The following is an 18,387-nucleotide window of genomic DNA, read 5'->3' as shown; positions in this document are numbered from 1 at the left end:
TAGGAATACGGGCACATGGTGCGGTTTCGGGATGAACCTGTGTTGAACGGCGTCCTGGCTCCTGCAATGCTCAGCATCGGCACGGCATGTTACTGTGCGAGTTGCGGAGGATAGAATGAGCGCTACCTCAAGAATCAGGAACGAGGCGCTGCGGTCGAAGATCATGTCTGCAGCCGAGGCTGCGGCGCTGATACCGTCAGGCAGTTCTGTCGGCATGAGCGGCTTTACTGGCGCGGGCTATCCCAAGCAGGTGCCCATTGCGCTTGCAGAGCGCATCGAGGCGGAGCGTGCGGCGGGCAATCCCTTCCGCATTCGCGTCTGGACCGGTGCATCCACCGGCCCGGAGCTTGACGGCGCGCTGGCAAAGGCGGACGGCATCGAGTTCCGGCTGCCCTACAACAGCGACCCCATCGCCCGCGAGAAGATTAACAAGGGGCAGATGGAATACCTCGATATGCACCTGAGTCAGGTGGCGCCGGTCGCATGGCAGGGTTTCCTCGGTCCGCTCGACGTGGCCGTGGTCGAGGTCACCGCCATTCGGGAGGACGGCTCGCTGGTGCCGTCGTCGTCCATCGGCAACAACAAGACCTGGCTTGACCGTGCCGACAAGATCATCCTCGAGGTGAACGCTTGGCAGAGCGAAGCGCTGGAGGGGATGCACGACATTTACTACGGCACCGCGCTGCCGCCCAATCGCGTGCCCATTCCCATCGTGAAGGCGGACGACCGCATCGGCAGCACTTGTTTCCGGGTGGACCCATCAAAGATCGTCGCCATCGTCGAGACCGACATCGCCGATCGCAACGCGCCGTTCTCGCCGCCTGACGAGACGTCGATCACCATGGCTGGCCATCTGCTCGAATTCTTCTCCCATGAGGTGAAAAAAGGTCGTCTCCCGCAGAATCTGCTGCCGCTTCAGTCCGGCGTCGGCAACATTGCCAATGCGGTCATGTTCGGCCTCAAAGACGGTCCTTTTGAGAACATGACCGCCTACACCGAAGTTCTGCAGGACGGCATGCTCGACCTGCTCGACAGCGGCAAGCTACGCGTGGCCTCCTGCACCGCCTTCTCCCTCAGCCCGGACGCGGCAAGTCGCCTCAACAACGAGATGGCCGATTACCGAGGCAGAATCATCCTGCGCCCGCAGGAGATCAGCAACCATCCGGAAGTCATCCGCCGTCTCGGCTGCCTGTCGATGAACGGCATGCTCGAGGCCGACATGTACGGCAACGTGAACTCGACACATGTTATGGGTTCGCGCATCCAGAACGGCATCGGCGGCTCGGGCGACTTTGCCCGCAACGCCTTCATCTCGATCTTCATGTCGCCGTCCACCGCCAAGGGCGGCAAGATCTCGGCCATCGTGCCCCATGTCAGTCATGTGGATCACATCACGCAAGACGTGCAGGTCATCGTGACCGAGCAGGGCCTTGCGGATCTTCGCGGCCTGTCCCCCAAGCAGCGCGCCAAGGTCATCATCGAGAACTGTGCGCACCCGACCTACAAGCCCATGCTGGCGGATTACTTTGCCCGCGCCCAGCAAGGCGGCAGCTATGGCTTGCAGACGCCGATGCTGCTGGACGAGGCGCTGTCCTGGCACAACCGGTTCGTGCAAACCGGCTCCATGCTGGCGGAATAAGAACCGGGCAGGGGATCAGCAAAGGGCGTTCCTTGTGCGCTTATTGGGTCAAGACCACTAGGGAAAAGGCCGCCGGATCAAAGGTTCGGCGGCTTTTCCTTTTGCAGGGTCTGGCGGCGACCGGCCGGCGTTGAGCGCCCTAGCGGTTCCGCCGCATGTCCGGATGCGCGCCCTGCCTGCGGTGGAGATAAACCAGCAGTTTCAAGAGAGCGAATCCGCCAGTTACAGTAATGGCAGCCATGATGACGGGAGCGAAATCGAGAAGTGTTAGAGTCATTGCCTGTCCTCGACGGATAGAAGGTTTAGAAACAGCAAAGCTCCAACGAACTGCATCATTCCTGCAGCAATCCAGAGGCCCGAACTGGAAGGCCACCTCCCATCTAGAAGCGGCGTAATGAACGCTGCTAAAAAGCAACTTGCCGCCATGCTGGTAAGCAGGCTCGCGACCTGTCCAATCCACGCATTCAAACGTTCAGCCCTATAGCGCTGGTTATGTCTGTTCTCGAACAGCATGGCGTGCCGGTTTCAGTTTCTTGTTCTTGTTTTGCCCCACTGCAACCGAGGAGAGAGCGGGGCTGAAGAGGGTCATGGTCGTAGGCGGGAAGGAGCCCCAAACGGAAAAGGCCCCCGCGCAGTGGTCTGCGCGAAGGCCCTTTTCAAACCCATCGCTACGATCAGCGAGTGACTATTCCCAGGGAAGTTCAACCGGTGCGAACTGCTCCGAGTCCGGCTCCAGCAGCTGGAGGATGCCGTCAGACACCGCAAAGTAGGCGCCGTGCAGCTTCAGAGTGCCGTTCTGCACCCGTTCCTCGACGAACGGGAAGGTGCGCAGGTTCTTGATGCTCTGACGGATGGCCGCCAGTTCCAGCGCGCGCTGCGGATCCATGTCCGGTGCGATCTCGTAGGCCATGACGATTTGGTCGCGCACCGGACTGATGATCGACATCCAGCGGTCGATGAAGCTCACCGGCTCGCCTTCGGGCTTTTCCTTGCCGAGCTTGCCGGCCAGGGAGGCAGAGATGCCGCCGCAGCGGGCGTGGCCCATCACCACGATGTGCTCGACCTCGAGCCCGGTCACCGCGAACTCGATGGCGGCCGACGCGCCGTGGCGGCTTCCGCCCGTGCCGGTCTCGAACGGCGGCACCAGGTTGGCAACGTTGCGCAGCACGAACATCTGGCCCGGCTCGGCGTCGAAGATGATGGTCGGGTCAACCCGGCTGTCACAGCAGGCGATGACCATGATCTTCGGCGACTGGCCCTTGTTGGCCAGAGCGTCGTAACGCTCACGCTGGCGGTTGTAGGCATCCTTGCGGAAACGGCGGTAGCCCTCGATCAGCGCCTCGAACTGGCACTCGGACTGGTCTGGTTCAGGAATATCGGACATGAGCGCCTAGAAACGCAAAACAGGGCTGAGCGTCAATAGGGTTTTGCAGTCACCGACGTGTAAAAATCGGATGGAGCTGCCGGAAAACAGGCCCGGCACTTGCCTGGTCCGGCTTGGAATGGGCGACACAAAGGTTTATGTGAGTTCCATGAACAAGCCAGAACTTCTTTCGGCCGGCGGCCGTCCGATTTTGCGCAAGCCCGAGTGGCTGCGGGTCAAGGCTCCCACCTCCCAGGAGGTGGCGGAGACTCGCCAGCTCATGCGCCGGCTGAAACTGCACACCGTCTGCGAGGAGGCAGCCTGCCCAAATCTGGGCGAGTGCTGGAAGCAGAAGCACGCAACCGTCATGATCCTGGGTGATACCTGCACCCGGGCATGCGCCTTCTGCAATGTGAAGACCGGCATGCCCCGGCCTGTCGATCCGCTGGAGCCCGTTCATGTGGCCGAGGCTGCGGGCGAGATGGGCCTTGAGCACATCGTCATTACCTCCGTGGACCGGGATGATCTGCCCGATGGCGGCGCGACTCAGTTCGTGCGGGTGATTGAGGAGCTGCGCAAGCGTGCGCCCAACACCACCATCGAGATCCTGACGCCAGACTTCCGAAACAAGATGCAGTCCGCTGTCGAGCGCATCGTCGCTGCTCGTCCGGACGTCTACAACCATAATCTGGAAACGGTGCCGAGGCTCTACCCGACCATCCGGCCCGGCGCGCGCTACTACCATTCCCTGCGCCTCCTGGAGACGGTGAAACGGCTTGATCCCACCATCTTCACCAAGTCCGGGATCATGGTCGGTCTGGGTGAGGAGCGTCTGGAAGTCCATCAGGTGATGGATGACATGCGTTCGGCCGATATCGATTTCCTGACCATCGGTCAGTACCTCCAGCCGACGCCCAAGCACGCGCAGCTGGAGCGGTTCGTCACGCCGCAGGAATTCAACGCCTATGCCGCCATGGCGAAGGCGAAGGGTTTTCTTCTGGTCTCGTCCAGCCCGCTCACCCGGTCCAGCTATCATGCCGGCGATGACTTTGCCCGTCTGAAGGCTGCCCGTCTCGAGCGTCTGGCGCAGGAGACTGCCGCCGCGGAGCGTAACAAAGGCGTCTGATGCCCCGTCATGTTGAACAGCGTATTCTGCCCTTCACCCGCGAGCAGCTTTTCGAGCTGGTCGCGGACGTAGGGTCCTATCCGCAGTTCCTGCCTTGGGTGGTGGGAGCGCGCATCCGCTCGAAGACGCCCGAGTTGCTGGTGGCGGACTTGATGGTCGGCTTCAAGGTCTTCCGCGAAACCTTTACATCCAAAGTGACTTTGGAGCATCCGACCCGCATTCACGTCGATTACGTGAACGGTCCGCTCAAGTATCTGCACAATGACTGGACCTTCACCGAGACGGCGGAAGGCCACACGGCGATCGACTTCTTCGTGGATTTCGAGTTCAAGAACCGCCTGTTTGAAAGCATGGCGGGCGCGCTGTTCCACGAAGCCGTCAAGCGCATGGTGACGGCGTTCGAGAAGCGCGCCATCCAGCTTTACGGCGCGGGCGGGGCCGCTTCTTCCGGCATCAGCAAGTCGAGCGCCGCGCGCACCGCCTGAAGGCGGATACCCGTGCGGCCCAGTTCCGGGTCGAAGGTCATGGTCTCGGCCACGGCCTTTTCCGGATCGTCGCCGCGCCGCGCCAGGGCGAACACCACCGTTCCCACCGGCTTCATCTCGCTGCCGCCGCCCGGGCCGGCAATGCCGGTCACACCAATGGCCACGTCCGCGTGGGACTTCTGCAGCGCGCCGTGGGCGAGGGCCCACGCCACCGCTACCGAGACCGCGCCGAACGTCTCCAGCACGTCAAGGCTGACGCTCAGCGTCTCCATCTTCGCTTCGTTGGAATAGGTCACGAAGCCGCGATCGAACACGTCCGACGAGCCTGCCACTTCCGTCAGCGCGCCTGCAACCAGACCGCCGGTGCAGGACTCGGCCGTCGCCACGCGCAGGCCACGGGCCCGGCATGCCTCGATAACGGCTTCGGCCTTGGCGGTGATATCAGCGGGAAACAGCATTGCTTGCCTTTCTGGTCCGAATGCGGAACGCCGCGCGCTCCGCTCCGTATGGCCGGACTGACCTTCTAATCCTGTGTAATCCTGTCCCGCTCCAACCCGCTTGTCTGCCGGGTCGTGTCGGGGCCGGATGTCCTATAGCGGAACCTCACACAACGCAACTCGGGTTTGTAAGCACCCGGATTTCCAGCGCCTGTCGCCCAGCAGGTCTTACTCCGCGGGCAGGCGCACGGTCGCCACGGCCTGCGCGGCAATGCCTTCCTCGCGGCCCGTAAATCCCAGCCGCTCGGTGGTGGTTGCCTTAACGCTCACGCGGGCGGGTGTCAGCCGCAGAATTTCTGCAATGCGCGCAGTCATTGCCGGACGATGCGGGCCAACCTTGGGCCGTTCGCACACCAGGGTCACGTCAACGTGCTCGATGACGCCGCCCTTGGCCTCGACCAGTGCGCGGGCATGGTCCAGGAACTTCCATGACGGCGCACCCTTCCATTTCGGGTCGGACGGCGGGAAGTGCTGGCCGATGTCGCCTTCCGCAATCGCACCCAGGATGGCATCGGTCAGGGCGTGCAGCCCCACGTCCGCATCCGAGTGGCCCGCCAGCGTCTGGGTATGCGGCACTTCAATCCCGCACAGCCACACATGGTCGCCCGCGGCAAAGCGGTGAACGTCGTAGCCGAAGCCGGTGCGAATGCTGGACATGCTCATCAGAATCTCGCCTGCGCGCTGCCAATCCTGCGGCAGCGTCACCTTGATGTTGCGCTCATCGCCCTCAACCAGCGCCACCTTGTGGCCTTGGTGCCGAAGCACGCCGGTGTCGTCGGTAAAGCTCTCGTTGCCCTCGGCCTCGGTCGCCCGATGCGCCGCCAGCAGGGGCTCGAACCGGAAGGCCTGCGGCGTCTGCACGCGCCACAGCCTGTCCCGAGCCACCGCATCGCCCTGTATCGGCGCTGGGCTCGTGCCCTCCGCTTCCCGGCAAAGTGTATCCACAACCCGCAGGGCAGGAGTCGCACCCGGCGTCTCGTTCAGCGCCGCCAGCAGCCGGTCGACCAGCTCGTGGGTTATGAACGGCCGGGCCGCGTCGTGAATGAGAACCCGCTCGGCCCCGCCCTCGGCAGCGATTGCTTCCAGCCCCAACCGCACCGATTCCTGCCGCGTGGCCCCGCCGATCACCGGCACGCCCAGCGCCAGTCCTGCGGTTGCTTCGGCGTAGGCGGCTACGTCGTCCGCGTGAATCACCACGCGGACGGCGTCACAGGCCGGATGGTTGAGGAGTCGCTCCAGCGACCAGCGCACCAGCGGCTTGCCGCCCAGCGGGCAGTATTGCTTGGGGCGGTCAACGCCGCTGCGGGAACCGCGTCCGGCCGCAACGACCAGAACGACAGTATGAAAAGAGGTGGTTTGGTTCGACATGTCGCGCCCTTTTAGGACAAGGCTGCCTTGGCAAACAACCGTCTCTCGTGTAGAGGGAGTGCCTGTTTTTTGTGCAAACACGGGTTTCCTGCCTATAATGAGGCAGAACCTGTGCTTTGCCGCAGGAATACGGACCTGTTGCGCCCATGCAGAACCTGAAGCCCATCAAAGTCGGCCCCGTTGAAATTGCAGAGCCGGTGATCCTCGCGCCCATGACCGGTGTCAGCGATCTGCCGTTCCGCAAGCTGGTGAAGCGCTATGGCGCCGGCCTCACCGTGACCGAGATGGTAGCCTCCGAGGCGATGGTGCGTGCCACCCGCCAGTGCCTGCTCAAGGTGTCCTGGGCACCGGAGGAAGAGCCGGTCTCCATGCAGCTGGTCGGCACCGATCCTGCCATCATGGCCGAGGCTGCCAAGCTCAATGAAGATCAGGGGGCGGCCATCATCGACATCAACATGGGCTGCCCGGTGAAGAAGGTCGTTAACGGCTGGGCCGGGTCCGCCCTGATGCGCGATCTCGATCACGCGACGAAGATCGTCGAAGCCGTGGTCAAGGCTGTCAAGGTGCCCGTCACCCTCAAGATGCGCATGGGCTGGGACCATAACAGCCTGAACGCGCCCGAACTCGCCCGCCGGGCCGAGGACGTCGGCGTGCAGATGATCACTGTCCACGGCCGCACCCGCAACCAGATGTACTCCGGAACGGCGGACTGGGCCTTCATCCGCAAGGTGAAGGATGCTGTGAAGGTGCCCGTCATCGCCAACGGCGACATCAACGAATACGACGACTGCACGGCAGCGCTGGAGCAGTCCGGCGCGGACGGCATCATGATCGGCCGAGGCAGCTACGGTCGCCCGTGGTTCATCGCCCACGCCATGCACTACCTCAAGACGGGCATCCGACTGCCGGAGCCTGATCTGGCCCACCAGTACGCCCTGGTGCGCGAGCACTACAACATGATGATCGAGCATTATGACGAGCGCACCGGCGTCGGCATCGCTCGCAAGCACATCGGCTGGTACACCAAGGGTCTGCGCGGCGGGGCGACCTTCCGCAATACCTTTAACTTTATCCCGACCCCTCAGGAAGCTCTTCAGGCGCTTGAGGATTTCTACGCTCCGCTGCTTGAGCGGCAAGCTGCATGACATCGGGCGTCGCGCCAGTTGCTCCTGAAGGTGTGGCTCCAGCTCCCTCCCGTCGACGCCCGCCCGGGGCGCCGTCGGCGGCTCTGCTGCTGGACATCGTCAACGCTCTGCCGGGGCCAGTGCTCTGCTTCGATGCGCAGGGCGTGGTGCGCTTCTCGAACACGGCGGCCGAGCAATTCTTCAACATGTCGGCACGGCAGCTGGAGGAGAGGGGGCTGACCCACGTCCTTCCGGCGGACAGTCCGCTGCTCAGCCTGCTGGCTGAAGCCCGGCTGCATCAGTCCTCGTTTGCAGGCCATTCGGTGGAGCTGGCCTTCTTCGGCGGCGGGCAGATCGTGGCGGACATATCCGTCACGCCACTTGCCGAACAGCCCGGCTGGCTGCTGCTCATGCTGCAATCCCGCTCCATCACCCAGCTGATCGACCGGCATCTCACCCATCAGGGCGCGGCTCGCTCGGTGGTTGGTGTTGCCGCCATGCTGGCGCACGAGATCAAGAACCCGCTCTCCGGCATCCGGGGCGCGGCGCAGCTGCTGGAAGACGGGGCGGACGAGAGCAGCCAGGAACTAACCCGCCTTATCTGCACCGAGGTGGATCGTATCCGCGCGCTGGTCGACCGGATGGAAGGCTTCACCGATACCCGGCCGATGGAACGTCATCCGGAGAACATCCACCAGATCCTTGGCCACGTGCGCCGCATTGCCGAGAACGGCTTTGCCAAAAACCTCACGATCCGCGAGCGTTACGACCCCTCGCTGCCGCCGGTTCTCGCCAATCGGGACCGGCTGGTGCAGGTGTTCCTCAATCTCGTCAAGAACGCGGCCGAAGCGGCGGGAGAGGGCGGGGAAATCACCATCACCACCGCCTACCGGCACGGTGTCAAGGTGGCGCTGCGCGGGGCCAGCCGCCGCATCACGCTGCCGCTCGAAATCTGCGTCATCGACAGCGGACCCGGCGCGCCGCCCGAACTGGCCGATCACATGTTCGAGCCCTTCGTCTCCGCCAAGACCAACGGCACTGGCCTCGGGCTGGCACTGGTTGCCAAGGTCATCGGCGATCACGGCGGCGTCATCGAATATGAGCGCCAGAGTGATCCGCCACGCACCATCTTCCGTATCCTCCTGCCGTTAGCGACCGACACCCAATGACCGAAACCGCCACCATTCTTGTTGCCGATGATGACGAGGCAATCCGCACCGTGCTGCGGCAGGCGCTGGTGCGCGCCGGTCACGAGGTGAAAACCACCGACACCGCCGCCGGGCTGTGGAAGTGGATCGAGGACGGTATTGGCGATGTGGTCATCACCGACGTGGTGATGCCGGACGAGAACGGGCTGGACCTGCTGCCGCGCATCCATGCACGCCGGTCAGATCTGCCGGTCATCGTTATGAGCGCCCAGAACACGCTGGCAACGGCGGTGAAGGCCACCGAGCGCGGCGCGTTCGAATACCTGCCCAAGCCCTTTGACATCAACGAGGTGAAGGGCGTCGTTCAAAGCGCGATTGAGCGCGTCCGCTCCGGCCGCTCGGCTCGCAAGGTGGAAGCGGAGGCCCAGCCCGAAGACGAATTGCCGATGATCGGCCGTTCTGCCGTGATGCAGGAAGTCTACCGCACCATGGCGCGCGTCATCCCGACCGACCTGACGGTGATGATCCTGGGCGAATCCGGCACCGGCAAGGAACTAGTGGCCCGCGCGGTGCACGATCTCGGCAACCGCCGCAACGGGCCGTTCGTCGCCGTCAACATGGCGGCCATTCCGCGCGAACTCATCGAATCCGAATTGTTCGGCCACGAACGCGGCGCATTCACTGGCGCGTCCAACCGCTCCGTCGGCCGGTTTGAGCAGGCGCAGGGCGGCACCCTGTTCCTTGATGAGATCGGAGACATGCCGATCGATGCCCAGACCCGACTGCTGCGCGTGTTGCAGGAAGGCGAGTACACCACGGTCGGCGGCCAGAAGGCGAAGCGGGCGGACGTGCGGATCATCTCCGCCACCAACAAGGATCTGCGCAAGCTGATCGAGAGCGGCCGCTTCCGCGAGGACCTCTATTACCGCCTGAACGTCGTTCCCGTCCGTCTGCCGCCCCTGCGGCTGCGCGCGGACGACATTTCGGAACTGGCCCGCCACTTCCTCGACAACGCCCACCGCGAGGGCCTGCCGCTGCGCACGCTCGACAAGTCTGCGCTGGACTGGTTGCGCCAGTACCCGTGGCCGGGCAACGTGCGTGAGCTCGAGAATCTGATGCGCCGCCTGGCGGCACTGGCGCGGGACGACATCATCACTGCCGCCGCCATCGAGGTCGAACTTCGCGAATCCATCGCAGAGCCCGATCTTCACGCCATGCCGCAGGCCGGGCAGGGGCTGGCGGAGTCGGTGGAGCAGCATCTGGCGCGCTACTTCGCCACCTTCGGGCACGATCTTCCGCCCGATGGCCTCTATGATCGCATCGTTCAGGAAGTCGAACGGCCCTTGCTGCTGATGTCGCTGGCGGCCACGCGCGGTAACCAGATCCGCGCCGCCCGCCTGCTGGGTCTCAACCGCAACACCTTGCGCAAGAAGCTCTCCGACCTCGGCATCGATGCCGCCACCATGAAGCGGGTGCGGTAATGAACAAGCAGCGAGCAGGGGGCTTCTGCCTGCCTGCTCTTTTTCTGCCTACTCTTCCCGGGCGTTCTCGATCAGCTTTTCAGCGACCTTATAGCCGGCCACCCCGAGCATCAGCGGGTTGAAGCCTGTGCCTCCGAGGTCCGCCGTATTGCCGACAGGGCCGCCATCGCCTGCCTTCATCAGTGCGCGCCCCTTGTCGGCAGGGGATTTCATGTCCTCCGCCTTGGGTGTAACCGCGACCTCGCGCGGGACCCGGTAGCGGTTCTGGCCCAGCGCCTCGCCGCACACGGTAATGGTCGCGTCAGTGGCATAGCTGCCGGTGCGGGAATTACAGGCCCGGCGTACATCCAGTGGCTCCACCGCTTCCCGAATGCGCCGAGTATAGTCACCAAAGGCGCTGCCTTCCTCTGCCTGTGGCCTAACCGGAACAGCATCTGGCGGCATTGTCTCCGGCACCGCGGCATCTGGGTTAGTGGCGGGCCCGGCACGTGCCGCAGACGCCACAAGCGAGGCGGCCAGAAAACACTGAATCATGAGGGCGCGGGTGCGCTGCAAAGCGGGTCCCTGTATCCGGTATGGCTGCTGGCATAGCACAAAGCGAAATCGTTGCTAATCCTTCCAGACTGAAACTGTGTCCTGCCCGCACACCTCAACCTAATTTGTCGTGGTTAGCTTCGGTTCGTCGAATTCTGCTGCACCAATGCAACACTGTATTTGAACCGCCACGCTTTCGCGTTAGAGTGCCCGTCAGGTTCAATGTCGTCGGCAGTGCATGTCCTTGCTCACCCAGCCGCTTCAAACTTGGCGCGAACGCCGCCGCCGGTTCAGCCAGTGGGCCGCAGAGGTCAATCTCTGGCCAAAGCTGGAGGTGGGGCTGGCTGCACTCACGCTCATAATCGGTGTCAGCAGCTACTTTGCCCTGTCCAGTCAGGGCACGATGCTGCGCATCGCCTCGCCGAACCTGCTGACCTGGCTCATCGTCGCCAACGCCATTCCGCTCAGCATCGTCGCCTTTCTGGTGGCTCGGCGGCTCCGGGTGTTGCTGGTCAACCGCCGCCGAGGCCTGGCAGGATCGCAGTTGCACATCCGCCTCGTCGGCCTGTTCTCCATGGTGGCGATCATCCCGACCGTATTGGTCGTTGGCTTTGCTGCTTACCTCTTCGATTCCGGTCTTCAGTTCTGGTTTTCCGATCGCGTCCGCACCGTGCTCGACAACGCCGATCAGGTGGCGCAGGCCTATGTCCGCGAGAATCGTGACCGTATCCGTGGCGATCTTCTAGCCATGGCCGGAGACTTAACCCGTCAGGCCCCCGTCCTGGGGCGGGATGTACAGGCCTTCACGGATGTTGTGCTGTGGCAGGCACTGGCCCGCGATCTCACGGAGGCCATCGTCTTCCAGGTCGCGCCGGATCGCGCAATGGATGTGGTCTCCCGCGTCACGCTCGATCCGAATGTCACCACCGCGCGTCTCCCGGAAGACGCCGTGAACCGGGCAACCAGCGGCACGGTCATCGTCATTGAGGGAAGGGGAGAGGACAACAACCGCGTGCAGGCCCTGATCCGGCTCGATGGATACAAGAACACCTTCCTTTACGTCAGCCGCAAGGCCAGTCCGCAGGTGCTGGATCAGGTGGCCAGAACCCAGTCCGCCCTGTCCGACTACCGCCTGCTCGTCCAGCGCCGGAATGATCTCCAGCTGCGCTTCAACATCATCCTTGTCGTCATCTCACTGCTGATCCTGCTCATTTCCATGTGGGCGGCTCTGTGGCTGGCCAATCGGCTGGTCTCGCCCATCGGCCGGCTCGTGCGCGCGGCGGATCGGGTCGGGCGGGGTGATCTCACCGTGCGCGTGCCGGTGCGCGGCAGTCCTGACGAGTTCGGCGTGCTGGCGCGGGCCTTCAACCGCATGACGACCCAGCTTGAAGCGCAAACGAGCGCGCTCGTCACCGCCAACACCCAGCTCGACCAGCGCCGTCGCTTCACCGAAGCGGTGCTCTCGGGCGTGTCGGCGGGCGTACTTGGCGTCTCGGCCGATGGCACCGTCACGCTGCCGAACCAATCGGCCGCCGTCCTCCTCGAGACCGAGGAAAGCCAGCTGTCCGGTCAGCCGCTGGAGCGGGTCGCACCGGAACTCGCGCCGTTGCTTGACGAGGCGCGGGCCGCGCCAGATCGCCACGCCAGCGGCCAGATTACCGTGCGACGCGGCCACGTTCATCGTACCCTGATGGCACAGGTCAGCCCCGAAACCCGCGGCGGTGAGCTGGCGGGGTGGGTCATCACCTTTGACGACATCACCCAGCAGCTGGCGGACCAGCGCCGTGCGGCATGGTCTGATGTGGCCCGCCGCATCGCGCATGAGATCAAGAACCCGCTGACCCCCATCCAGCTGGCGGCGGAGCGGCTGCGGCGCAAGTACCTAAAGGAAATCCACAGCGATCCGCAGGTGTTCACCAACTGCACGGATACAATCATACGGCAGGTGGGCGATCTGCGGCGGATGGTGGACGAGTTCTCGTCGTTCGCCCGCATGCCCAAGCCGGTATTCCAGCCGGAGCCGGTCTCGGAGATCCTTCGTCAGGCGCTGTTCCTTCAGGAAGTCGCCCATCCGGAAGTCCGCTTTACGCTGGATATCCCGAAGGACCTACCGATCATGGTCTGCGACCGGCGTCAGATCGGACAGGCGCTGACCAATCTCATCAAGAACGCAATCGAGGGCACGAGCGCCCGCCGTGAGGAAGCAGGCGAGGGCGAGGACTACGTTCCGGCCATCGCCGTGTCAGCCGCGCTGGACGGAAACCTGCTCAGCTTGTCGATTGCAGACAACGGGATCGGCTTCCCTGCGGAGCTGAAGAACCGGCTCACCGAGCCGTACGTAACGACCCGGGCCAAGGGCACCGGGCTGGGGCTGGCGATCGTCAAAAAGATCGCGGAAGACCACGAAGGCGCGCTTGAACTGCGCGACCGCCCGGAGGGAGGGGCGATCGCCTTGCTGCAGTTTGATCTTGCCGCGTTGGCCACGCTCGCCGAGGCGAGTGAGGAGGCCGAGAAGAACCAGCGTGAGGATATAAAAAGAGTGGGTCATGGCGCTTGATATTCTGATTATCGACGATGAGGCCGATATCCGCGATCTGGTTTCGGGGATATTGGAAGACGAAGGCTTCGGTACCCGCACGGCGGCAGACAGTGACAGCGCACTGGCGGCCCTCTCCGAGCGGCGGCCCTCGCTGGTCATCCTGGACATCTGGCTTCAGGGCAGCCGTCTTGACGGGCTGGAACTCCTCAGTCTCATCAAGGATCGCGACCCCAGCTTGCCGGTCATCATGATCTCCGGTCACGGCAACGTCGAAACCGCCGTGGCCGCCATCAAGCGCGGGGCTTACGACTTCATCGAGAAGCCCTTCGAGTCCGACCAGTTGCTCTTTCTTGTGAAGCGCGCCACCGAGGCGGAGCGTCTGCGGCGCGAGAACGAGGAATTGCGCGAGCGCGCCGGCATGGATCTGGAGCTGACCGGCAACAGCGCCTCCATCAACAACGTCCGCAACGTGCTGAAGAAGGTGGCTGCGACCGGCAGCCGTGTCCTCATCACCGGCCCGGCGGGCTCGGGCAAGGAGGTGGCGGCACGTCTGCTGCACCACTGGTCGCCGCGCGCCAATGCGCCGTTCGTCGTCATCGGCGCGGCCAGCATGGAGCCGGAGCGGGTGGAGGTGGAGCTGTTCGGGCTTGAGAAGGACGGCGTCGTCGTCAAGACGGGCCTGTTCGAACAGGCCCATGGCGGCAGCCTCCTGCTCGATGAAGTGGGAGACATGCCGCTCCACACTCAGGCCAAGGTGCTGCGTGTCCTCACCGATCAGGTGTTCCAGCGCGTTGACGGCACCCGCAACGTGCGGGTGGATGTTCGCGTCATCAGCGCCTCCACCAAGGATCTGCGCCAAGAGATCACGGCCGGCCGCTTCCGCGAGGACCTGTTCTATCGCCTGAACGTGGTGCCCATCCGCATTCCGCCGCTGACCGAGCGCCGCGAAGACATTCCCGCACTCATCAGCCTGTTCCTCAAGCGGCTCTGCACCCAGCGCGGCCGCCGCATGCCCGGCATCAGCGATGACGCATTGGCAGCGCTTCAGGCCTATGAGTGGCCCGGCAACGTGCGCCAGCTCCGCAACATGATCGAGCGCACGCTGATCTTGGCCTCCAGCGACGATATAGCGGAGATCGATCTGGGAATGCTTCCGCCCGAGGTGGTGGCAGAGCCCGCCCGCCTGTTTCCGAGCGAGGCCGCCCAGTCAATCATGGCGACGACCCTGCGCGAGGCGCGCGAAGCGTTTGAACGCGAGTATCTTCGGGTGCAAATCCGCCGCTTCTCGGGAAATATTTCCCGCACCGCAGCGTTCATCGGTATGGAACGCTCCGCTCTGCACCGCAAGCTGAAGGCCCTCGGCCTTGGCGAGGACGATAGGGCGGAAGGCGAAGTGTCGAACGGGTAGGAAGGGACAGAAAACCGCGGGTGATGCTACGTTTCCGGTACAACCATGCCGCAGCCGTTTGGGGTTGTGTTTCCCAAGACGCGCTGCCATAGTTCATCCAGAAACCTCTAGCATAACAATTATCTAGCGTTTTCACTCGTAATAATATCTCGGGTCCGTTTCTGGTTGTCTGGCTGTGGGGACAATGTTGCGGGTCTAAAAAGGAGCCAAGCGAGGGCTTAATGGCGGAAAAAGCTAATAACCTTCAGGACATTTTTCTGAATAATGTCCGAAAGAACAAAACGCCGGTGACGATGTTCCTGGTCAATGGCGTCAAACTTCAGGGTGTCATTACCTGGTTCGACAATTTCTCGGTTCTGCTGCGGCGTGATGGCCATTCGCAGCTCGTGTACAAGCATGCCATTTCAACTGTCATGCCGGCCGCTCCGATTTCCCTGTTCGAACAGGAAGGTCCGGCTGGCGAGGGAGCGTAACGGCACCTTTGGCTAAGCAAAATCGCAATGGTTCGGTTGAGAACACTGCAGCGGCTCAGTCCGGAGACGGACTGAGCCGTGCGCGTCTTCGTGCTCTTGTTCTGCATCCGGAATACAAGAACGAGGGCCAGGGTCCTCGCTCTGTCGAGGCCGAGTTGGAAGAGGCTGTCGGGCTGACCGAGGCCATTCACCTTGAGATAGCCGCCGCTGAGATCGTTGGCATCCGCAAGGCCCGCCCGGCGACCCTGTTCGGGCCGGGGCAGGTGGAGCAGTTGGCCGAGGTGGTCAAGGAGAAGGAGATTGATCTCGTCGTCATCAATGGCGCGGTCTCTCCAGTGCAGCAGCGCAATCTGGAAAAGTCCTTCCAGGCCAAGGTCATTGACCGTACCGGCCTCGTGCTCGAGATCTTCGGTGAGCGTGCCCACACCCGGGAAGGCACACTTCAGGTCGAGTTGGCGCACCTCATGTATCAGCAGAGCCGCCTGGTGCGCACCTGGACCCACCTTGAGCGTCAGCGCGGCGGCTACGGCTTCCTTGGCGGCCCGGGTGAAACCCAGATCGAAATCGACCGCCGCCTGATCCGTGATCGCATCGCCAAGCTGCGCCGCGAACTGGAAGACGTGCGACGCACTCGCGGCCTGCATCGCCAGCGGCGGCAGAAGGCGCCATACCCGGTGGTTGCGCTGGTGGGCTATACCAACGCCGGCAAATCAACACTGTTCAATCGCATGGCGGGCGCGTCCGTGATGGCAGAGAATCTGCTGTTCGCCACGCTCGATCCCACCATGCGTGCCATCAAGGTCGGACGTGAGGAGAAGGTGATCCTGTCCGACACGGTGGGCTTCATCTCCAACCTGCCGACGCAGCTTGTTGCGGCCTTCCGCGCCACGCTGGAAGAGGTAATCGAGGCGGACATCGTCCTTCACGTGCGGGACATCTCCCATCCGGACACCGAAGCCCAGAAGCAGGACGTGATGGACGTTCTGAACGAGCTCGGCGTGCTCGACGAGGGCGGTCCGATCATGGTGGAAATCCTCAACAAAATCGACCTGTTGGATCCGGAAGCCCGTGCATCGGTCGAAGGGCAGGTGGCGCGCGATGGTAACACGCTTGCTGTCAGTGCGCTGCGGGGGGAAGGGGTGGACACCCTGCTGACCCGTCTCGGCGATTACTTCTACGCACACGCCCGTCTGCACGACATGACGCTGGACATCACCGATGGCCGTCGTCTGGCTTGGCTCTATGCCAACGGAGACGTGGTGGAGCGGCGTGAGGACGGCGAGCAAGTCCACGTGCGGGTCCGTCTCACCGAGCAGCAGTTCGGGCGCTATCAGGATCTTTAGGCTTGGAATAAGAGAGGGTTTTGGAAGGGGGCTTATGCGCCCCCTTCACCTCTCAATCGCTCCCTGCCTCACGCAACCCGTGAGCGTATTTGGCCGCTACTAGGCCCTATAAAACATATGCTTAGCTCTGTTTTTTGACCTGCTGCCACAGGGCTTCCTTGGCGTTCAGATCAAGCCCGGCGAATGCCTCGCCGGCCGTCTGTTCCATCGCACGGAAGCGCCCCTCGAACTTGGCTGTTGCGCGGCGCAGCGCACCTTCAGCATCGATATCGAGCTTGCGTGCCAAGTTGACGACGGCGAACAGCAGGTCGCCGACCTCATCTTCGATGGCGTCTGCGTCGCCCGCTTCTACAGCTTCGCGGATTTCCTCCACTTCCTCATGAATCTTGGGCACCACATCGCTGGCATCCGTCCAGTCAAACCCAACGCGAGCGGCGCGGGACTGAATCTTCTGAGCACGCAGGAGGGCGGGCAGGGCCGTCGCCACACCGTCAAGGGCGCTGTACGCAGCGACGCCTGCCGCAGCACCCTGCGTGGCCTTGGCAGCGCGCTCCCGGGCTTTCAGTTCTTCCCAGGCATGGGTCTGCTCCTCCGCAGACCGAACGACCGCGTCACCGAACACATGAGGGTGACGCCTGATCATCTTGGTATTGATGGCATCTAGAACGTCGGCAACGGTGAACGCGCCTTCCTCCTCGGCCATCCGGGCGTGATAGACGACTTGCAGTGCCAGATCGCCCAGTTCCTCGCACAGGGCAGGGAGGTCACCCTGATTTATGGCCTCGGCAACCTCGTAGGCCTCCTCGACCGTATAGGGCGCTATGGTTTTAAAGGTTTGGGCGAGATCCCAGGGGCATCCATCCCTTGGATCACGCAACTTCGCCATTATATTCACAAGAACTGCGAAGGCTTTTTCCGCTCTGGTATTTTGTTCCGGCAGCGATGAAGCGTTCAAACCTTCGGACATGCAGTTCATCCCGTGTTCAGGGTGGATAAGCGAAAAAGGCTTTAATGCACTAATGGGTGCACGAGCAAGGAGACACCTATGGCTTGGACTTCAACACGACTGGCCGTTCTGGGAGCGTTCTTGCTGGCATCCATCGTGTCAGTGATCGCTGTCGGCCAGCGTGAACTGTCCAAGAACAAGGCTCAGACGGGGGAAATCAGCGTCGCCGTCTATCCGGATCAGAGCATCCTAGTCCCGGCAGGCTATCGCTTTCACAACCGTCAGGTTGCCCAGATTGATGCCAAGACGTCGCTTGCGTTCGAGCAGAAGAAACCATCGGTAACCCATGGTTTCGAGCCACGCTTCGTCCGGTTATAAACTGCGCGGCTGCCTGCCAAGTCCTTCCTGGGTATTTGCCCGATCATTTAGGTCTGACCTGCGCTAAAGCCCGAGCCGTGCTGCCACACGCATGCGGTGCCAGTCATCGACTGACCATCGGCCCGGTCCAAAGGCTGCAAGAACAAGAAAGCCACCGGCGATCGTCAGGTTCTTGTTGAAGCTGATAAGCTGGGCTGGGTCCGCAAAATCTGCGTGGAAGAAAACGGCTGTTGCGATGGTGAAGGCCGCCATCACCAGGGCGGTCAGCCGGGTCAGAATACCAAAGGCGATCAGCAGGCCGCCGCCCAGTTCAACCGCAATTACCAGCGGTAACAGGCTGGCTGGCACGCCGTGGGTGTCCATGTACTGGGATGTGGCGGCGTAGCTCATGATCTTGGACCAGCCCGATGTCACAAACATGTAAGCCAGCAACAGGCGGCCGAGAAACGATAGAACCGACCCAAAGCGGGAGATGCTTTCGTTCATGGCTCAGTTCCTTTTCAGGAAACAGGTATCTGCAGCCAGAAGAACTTCA

The 18,387-nt window shown here is 62.8% G+C and carries 16 protein-coding genes and 1 pseudogene; 11 read left to right on the top strand and 6 right to left on the bottom strand.

Annotation, left to right across the window (positions count from 1 at the left end):
- The first annotated feature begins 115 nt into the window (after window positions 1–115).
- Window positions 116–1,639, top strand: coding sequence for an acetyl-CoA hydrolase/transferase family protein (locus VIG90_RS08235; RefSeq protein WP_331593010.1), 1,524 nt, complete (start codon window positions 116–118; stop codon window positions 1,637–1,639).
- A gap of 685 nt (window positions 1,640–2,324) precedes the next feature.
- Here the strand turns inward: VIG90_RS08235 and VIG90_RS08230 are convergent.
- Window positions 2,325–3,023 (bottom strand): carbonic anhydrase, encoded by a 699-nt coding sequence (locus VIG90_RS08230; RefSeq protein ID WP_331593009.1) that lies wholly within the window; start codon window positions 3,021–3,023, stop codon window positions 2,325–2,327.
- Between the two features lie 148 nt (window positions 3,024–3,171).
- On the opposite strand from VIG90_RS08230, the gene lipA reads away from it, so the two are divergent.
- Both lipA and VIG90_RS08220 read left to right on the top strand, forming a co-directional pair.
- Window positions 3,172–4,128: a lipoyl synthase gene (gene lipA, locus VIG90_RS08225; protein ID WP_331593008.1), complete on the top strand. Its 957-nt coding sequence runs from the start codon at window positions 3,172–3,174 to the stop codon at window positions 4,126–4,128.
- Window positions 4,128–4,613: a type II toxin-antitoxin system RatA family toxin gene (locus tag VIG90_RS08220; RefSeq protein ID WP_331593007.1), complete on the top strand. Its 486-nt coding sequence runs from the start codon at window positions 4,128–4,130 to the stop codon at window positions 4,611–4,613. Before lipA ends, VIG90_RS08220 begins: the two co-directional genes overlap by 1 nt.
- Here the strand turns inward: VIG90_RS08220 and VIG90_RS08215 are convergent.
- On the bottom strand, window positions 4,550–5,071 hold the full coding sequence (locus VIG90_RS08215) for a CinA family protein (protein ID WP_331593006.1): 522 nt from the start codon (window positions 5,069–5,071) through the stop codon (window positions 4,550–4,552). The genes VIG90_RS08220 and VIG90_RS08215 overlap by 64 nt on opposite strands.
- Window positions 5,072–5,278: 207 nt before the next feature.
- Window positions 5,279–6,478, bottom strand: a complete 1,200-nt coding sequence (locus VIG90_RS08210; RefSeq protein WP_331593005.1) for a bifunctional 2-C-methyl-D-erythritol 4-phosphate cytidylyltransferase/2-C-methyl-D-erythritol 2,4-cyclodiphosphate synthase — start codon at window positions 6,476–6,478, stop codon at window positions 5,279–5,281.
- 146 nt (window positions 6,479–6,624) lie between these two features.
- Here VIG90_RS08210 and dusB point away from each other — a divergent pair, with 146 nt between their 5' ends.
- Genes dusB through ntrC form a run of 3 tightly spaced genes read left to right on the top strand, consistent with a single transcriptional unit; the run spans window position 6,625 to window position 10,231 of the window.
- Window positions 6,625–7,623, top strand: coding sequence for a tRNA dihydrouridine synthase DusB (gene dusB, locus VIG90_RS08205; RefSeq protein WP_331593004.1), 999 nt, complete (start codon window positions 6,625–6,627; stop codon window positions 7,621–7,623).
- On the top strand, window positions 7,620–8,771 hold the full coding sequence (locus VIG90_RS08200; RefSeq protein ID WP_331593003.1) for a two-component system sensor histidine kinase NtrB: 1,152 nt from the start codon (window positions 7,620–7,622) through the stop codon (window positions 8,769–8,771). Before dusB ends, VIG90_RS08200 begins: the two co-directional genes overlap by 4 nt.
- On the top strand, window positions 8,768–10,231 hold the full coding sequence (gene ntrC / locus VIG90_RS08195) for a nitrogen regulation protein NR(I) (RefSeq protein WP_331593002.1): 1,464 nt from the start codon (window positions 8,768–8,770) through the stop codon (window positions 10,229–10,231). Before VIG90_RS08200 ends, ntrC begins: the two co-directional genes overlap by 4 nt.
- A gap of 48 nt (window positions 10,232–10,279) precedes the next feature.
- Here ntrC and VIG90_RS08190 read toward each other — a convergent pair whose 3' ends face one another.
- On the bottom strand, window positions 10,280–10,675 hold the full coding sequence (locus VIG90_RS08190; protein ID WP_331593001.1) for a hypothetical protein: 396 nt from the start codon (window positions 10,673–10,675) through the stop codon (window positions 10,280–10,282).
- A 328-nt stretch (window positions 10,676–11,003) separates the two neighbouring features.
- On the opposite strand from VIG90_RS08190, the gene VIG90_RS08185 reads away from it, so the two are divergent.
- The 4 genes and pseudogenes from VIG90_RS08185 (at window position 11,004) to hflX (ending at window position 16,528) form a co-directional block, all read left to right on the top strand.
- Window positions 11,004–13,322, top strand: a complete 2,319-nt coding sequence (locus VIG90_RS08185; protein ID WP_331593000.1) for a PAS domain-containing sensor histidine kinase — start codon at window positions 11,004–11,006, stop codon at window positions 13,320–13,322.
- Window positions 13,312–14,712, top strand: a complete 1,401-nt coding sequence (locus tag VIG90_RS08180) for a sigma-54 dependent transcriptional regulator (protein WP_331592999.1) — start codon at window positions 13,312–13,314, stop codon at window positions 14,710–14,712. The genes VIG90_RS08185 and VIG90_RS08180 overlap by 11 nt, the downstream gene beginning before the upstream one ends.
- Before the next feature lie 221 nt (window positions 14,713–14,933).
- Window positions 14,934–15,149: pseudogene (gene hfq, locus VIG90_RS08175) on the top strand (RNA chaperone Hfq); the annotation flags it as partial.
- Between the two features lie 44 nt (window positions 15,150–15,193).
- On the top strand, window positions 15,194–16,528 hold the full coding sequence (gene hflX, locus VIG90_RS08170) for a GTPase HflX (RefSeq protein WP_331592997.1): 1,335 nt from the start codon (window positions 15,194–15,196) through the stop codon (window positions 16,526–16,528).
- A 121-nt stretch (window positions 16,529–16,649) separates the two neighbouring features.
- Here the strand turns inward: hflX and mazG are convergent, their stop codons facing one another.
- Window positions 16,650–17,468, bottom strand: a complete 819-nt coding sequence (gene mazG / locus VIG90_RS08165; protein WP_331593022.1) for a nucleoside triphosphate pyrophosphohydrolase — start codon at window positions 17,466–17,468, stop codon at window positions 16,650–16,652.
- Window positions 17,469–17,573: 105 nt separating this feature from the next.
- Here mazG and VIG90_RS08160 point away from each other — a divergent pair, with 105 nt between their 5' ends.
- On the top strand, window positions 17,574–17,852 hold the full coding sequence (locus tag VIG90_RS08160; RefSeq protein WP_331592996.1) for a hypothetical protein: 279 nt from the start codon (window positions 17,574–17,576) through the stop codon (window positions 17,850–17,852).
- Window positions 17,853–17,915: 63 nt separating this feature from the next.
- Here the strand turns inward: VIG90_RS08160 and VIG90_RS08155 are convergent, their stop codons facing one another.
- On the bottom strand, window positions 17,916–18,338 hold the full coding sequence (locus tag VIG90_RS08155) for a DoxX family protein (protein ID WP_331592995.1): 423 nt from the start codon (window positions 18,336–18,338) through the stop codon (window positions 17,916–17,918).
- Between the last annotated feature and the right edge of the window lie 49 nt (window positions 18,339–18,387).

The organism is Pedomonas sp., assembly GCF_036515995.1.
GTDB lineage: Bacteria > Pseudomonadota > Alphaproteobacteria > Sphingomonadales > Sphingomonadaceae > Pedomonas.
Note: the sequence above shows the minus strand (reverse complement) of the source record. Positions and strands in the feature narration are given on the sequence as shown.

Coding starts and splice junctions, on each gene's coding strand:
- VIG90_RS08235 (WP_331593010.1), top strand. CDS start 116: ATGAGCGCTACCTCAAGAATCAGGAACGAGGCGCTGCGGTCGAAGATC.
- VIG90_RS08230 (WP_331593009.1), bottom strand. CDS start 3,023: ATGTCCGATATTCCTGAACCAGACCAGTCCGAGTGCCAGTTCGAGGCG.
- lipA (WP_331593008.1), top strand. CDS start 3,172: ATGAACAAGCCAGAACTTCTTTCGGCCGGCGGCCGTCCGATTTTGCGC.
- VIG90_RS08220 (WP_331593007.1), top strand. CDS start 4,128: ATGCCCCGTCATGTTGAACAGCGTATTCTGCCCTTCACCCGCGAGCAG.
- VIG90_RS08215 (WP_331593006.1), bottom strand. CDS start 5,071: ATGCTGTTTCCCGCTGATATCACCGCCAAGGCCGAAGCCGTTATCGAG.
- VIG90_RS08210 (WP_331593005.1), bottom strand. CDS start 6,478: ATGTCGAACCAAACCACCTCTTTTCATACTGTCGTTCTGGTCGTTGCG.
- dusB (WP_331593004.1), top strand. CDS start 6,625: ATGCAGAACCTGAAGCCCATCAAAGTCGGCCCCGTTGAAATTGCAGAG.
- VIG90_RS08200 (WP_331593003.1), top strand. CDS start 7,620: ATGACATCGGGCGTCGCGCCAGTTGCTCCTGAAGGTGTGGCTCCAGCT.
- ntrC (WP_331593002.1), top strand. CDS start 8,768: ATGACCGAAACCGCCACCATTCTTGTTGCCGATGATGACGAGGCAATC.
- VIG90_RS08190 (WP_331593001.1), bottom strand. CDS start 10,675: ATGCCGCCAGATGCTGTTCCGGTTAGGCCACAGGCAGAGGAAGGCAGC.
- VIG90_RS08185 (WP_331593000.1), top strand. CDS start 11,004: ATGTCCTTGCTCACCCAGCCGCTTCAAACTTGGCGCGAACGCCGCCGC.
- VIG90_RS08180 (WP_331592999.1), top strand. CDS start 13,312: ATGGCGCTTGATATTCTGATTATCGACGATGAGGCCGATATCCGCGAT.
- VIG90_RS08160 (WP_331592996.1), top strand. CDS start 17,574: ATGGCTTGGACTTCAACACGACTGGCCGTTCTGGGAGCGTTCTTGCTG.
- VIG90_RS08155 (WP_331592995.1), bottom strand. CDS start 18,338: ATGAACGAAAGCATCTCCCGCTTTGGGTCGGTTCTATCGTTTCTCGGC.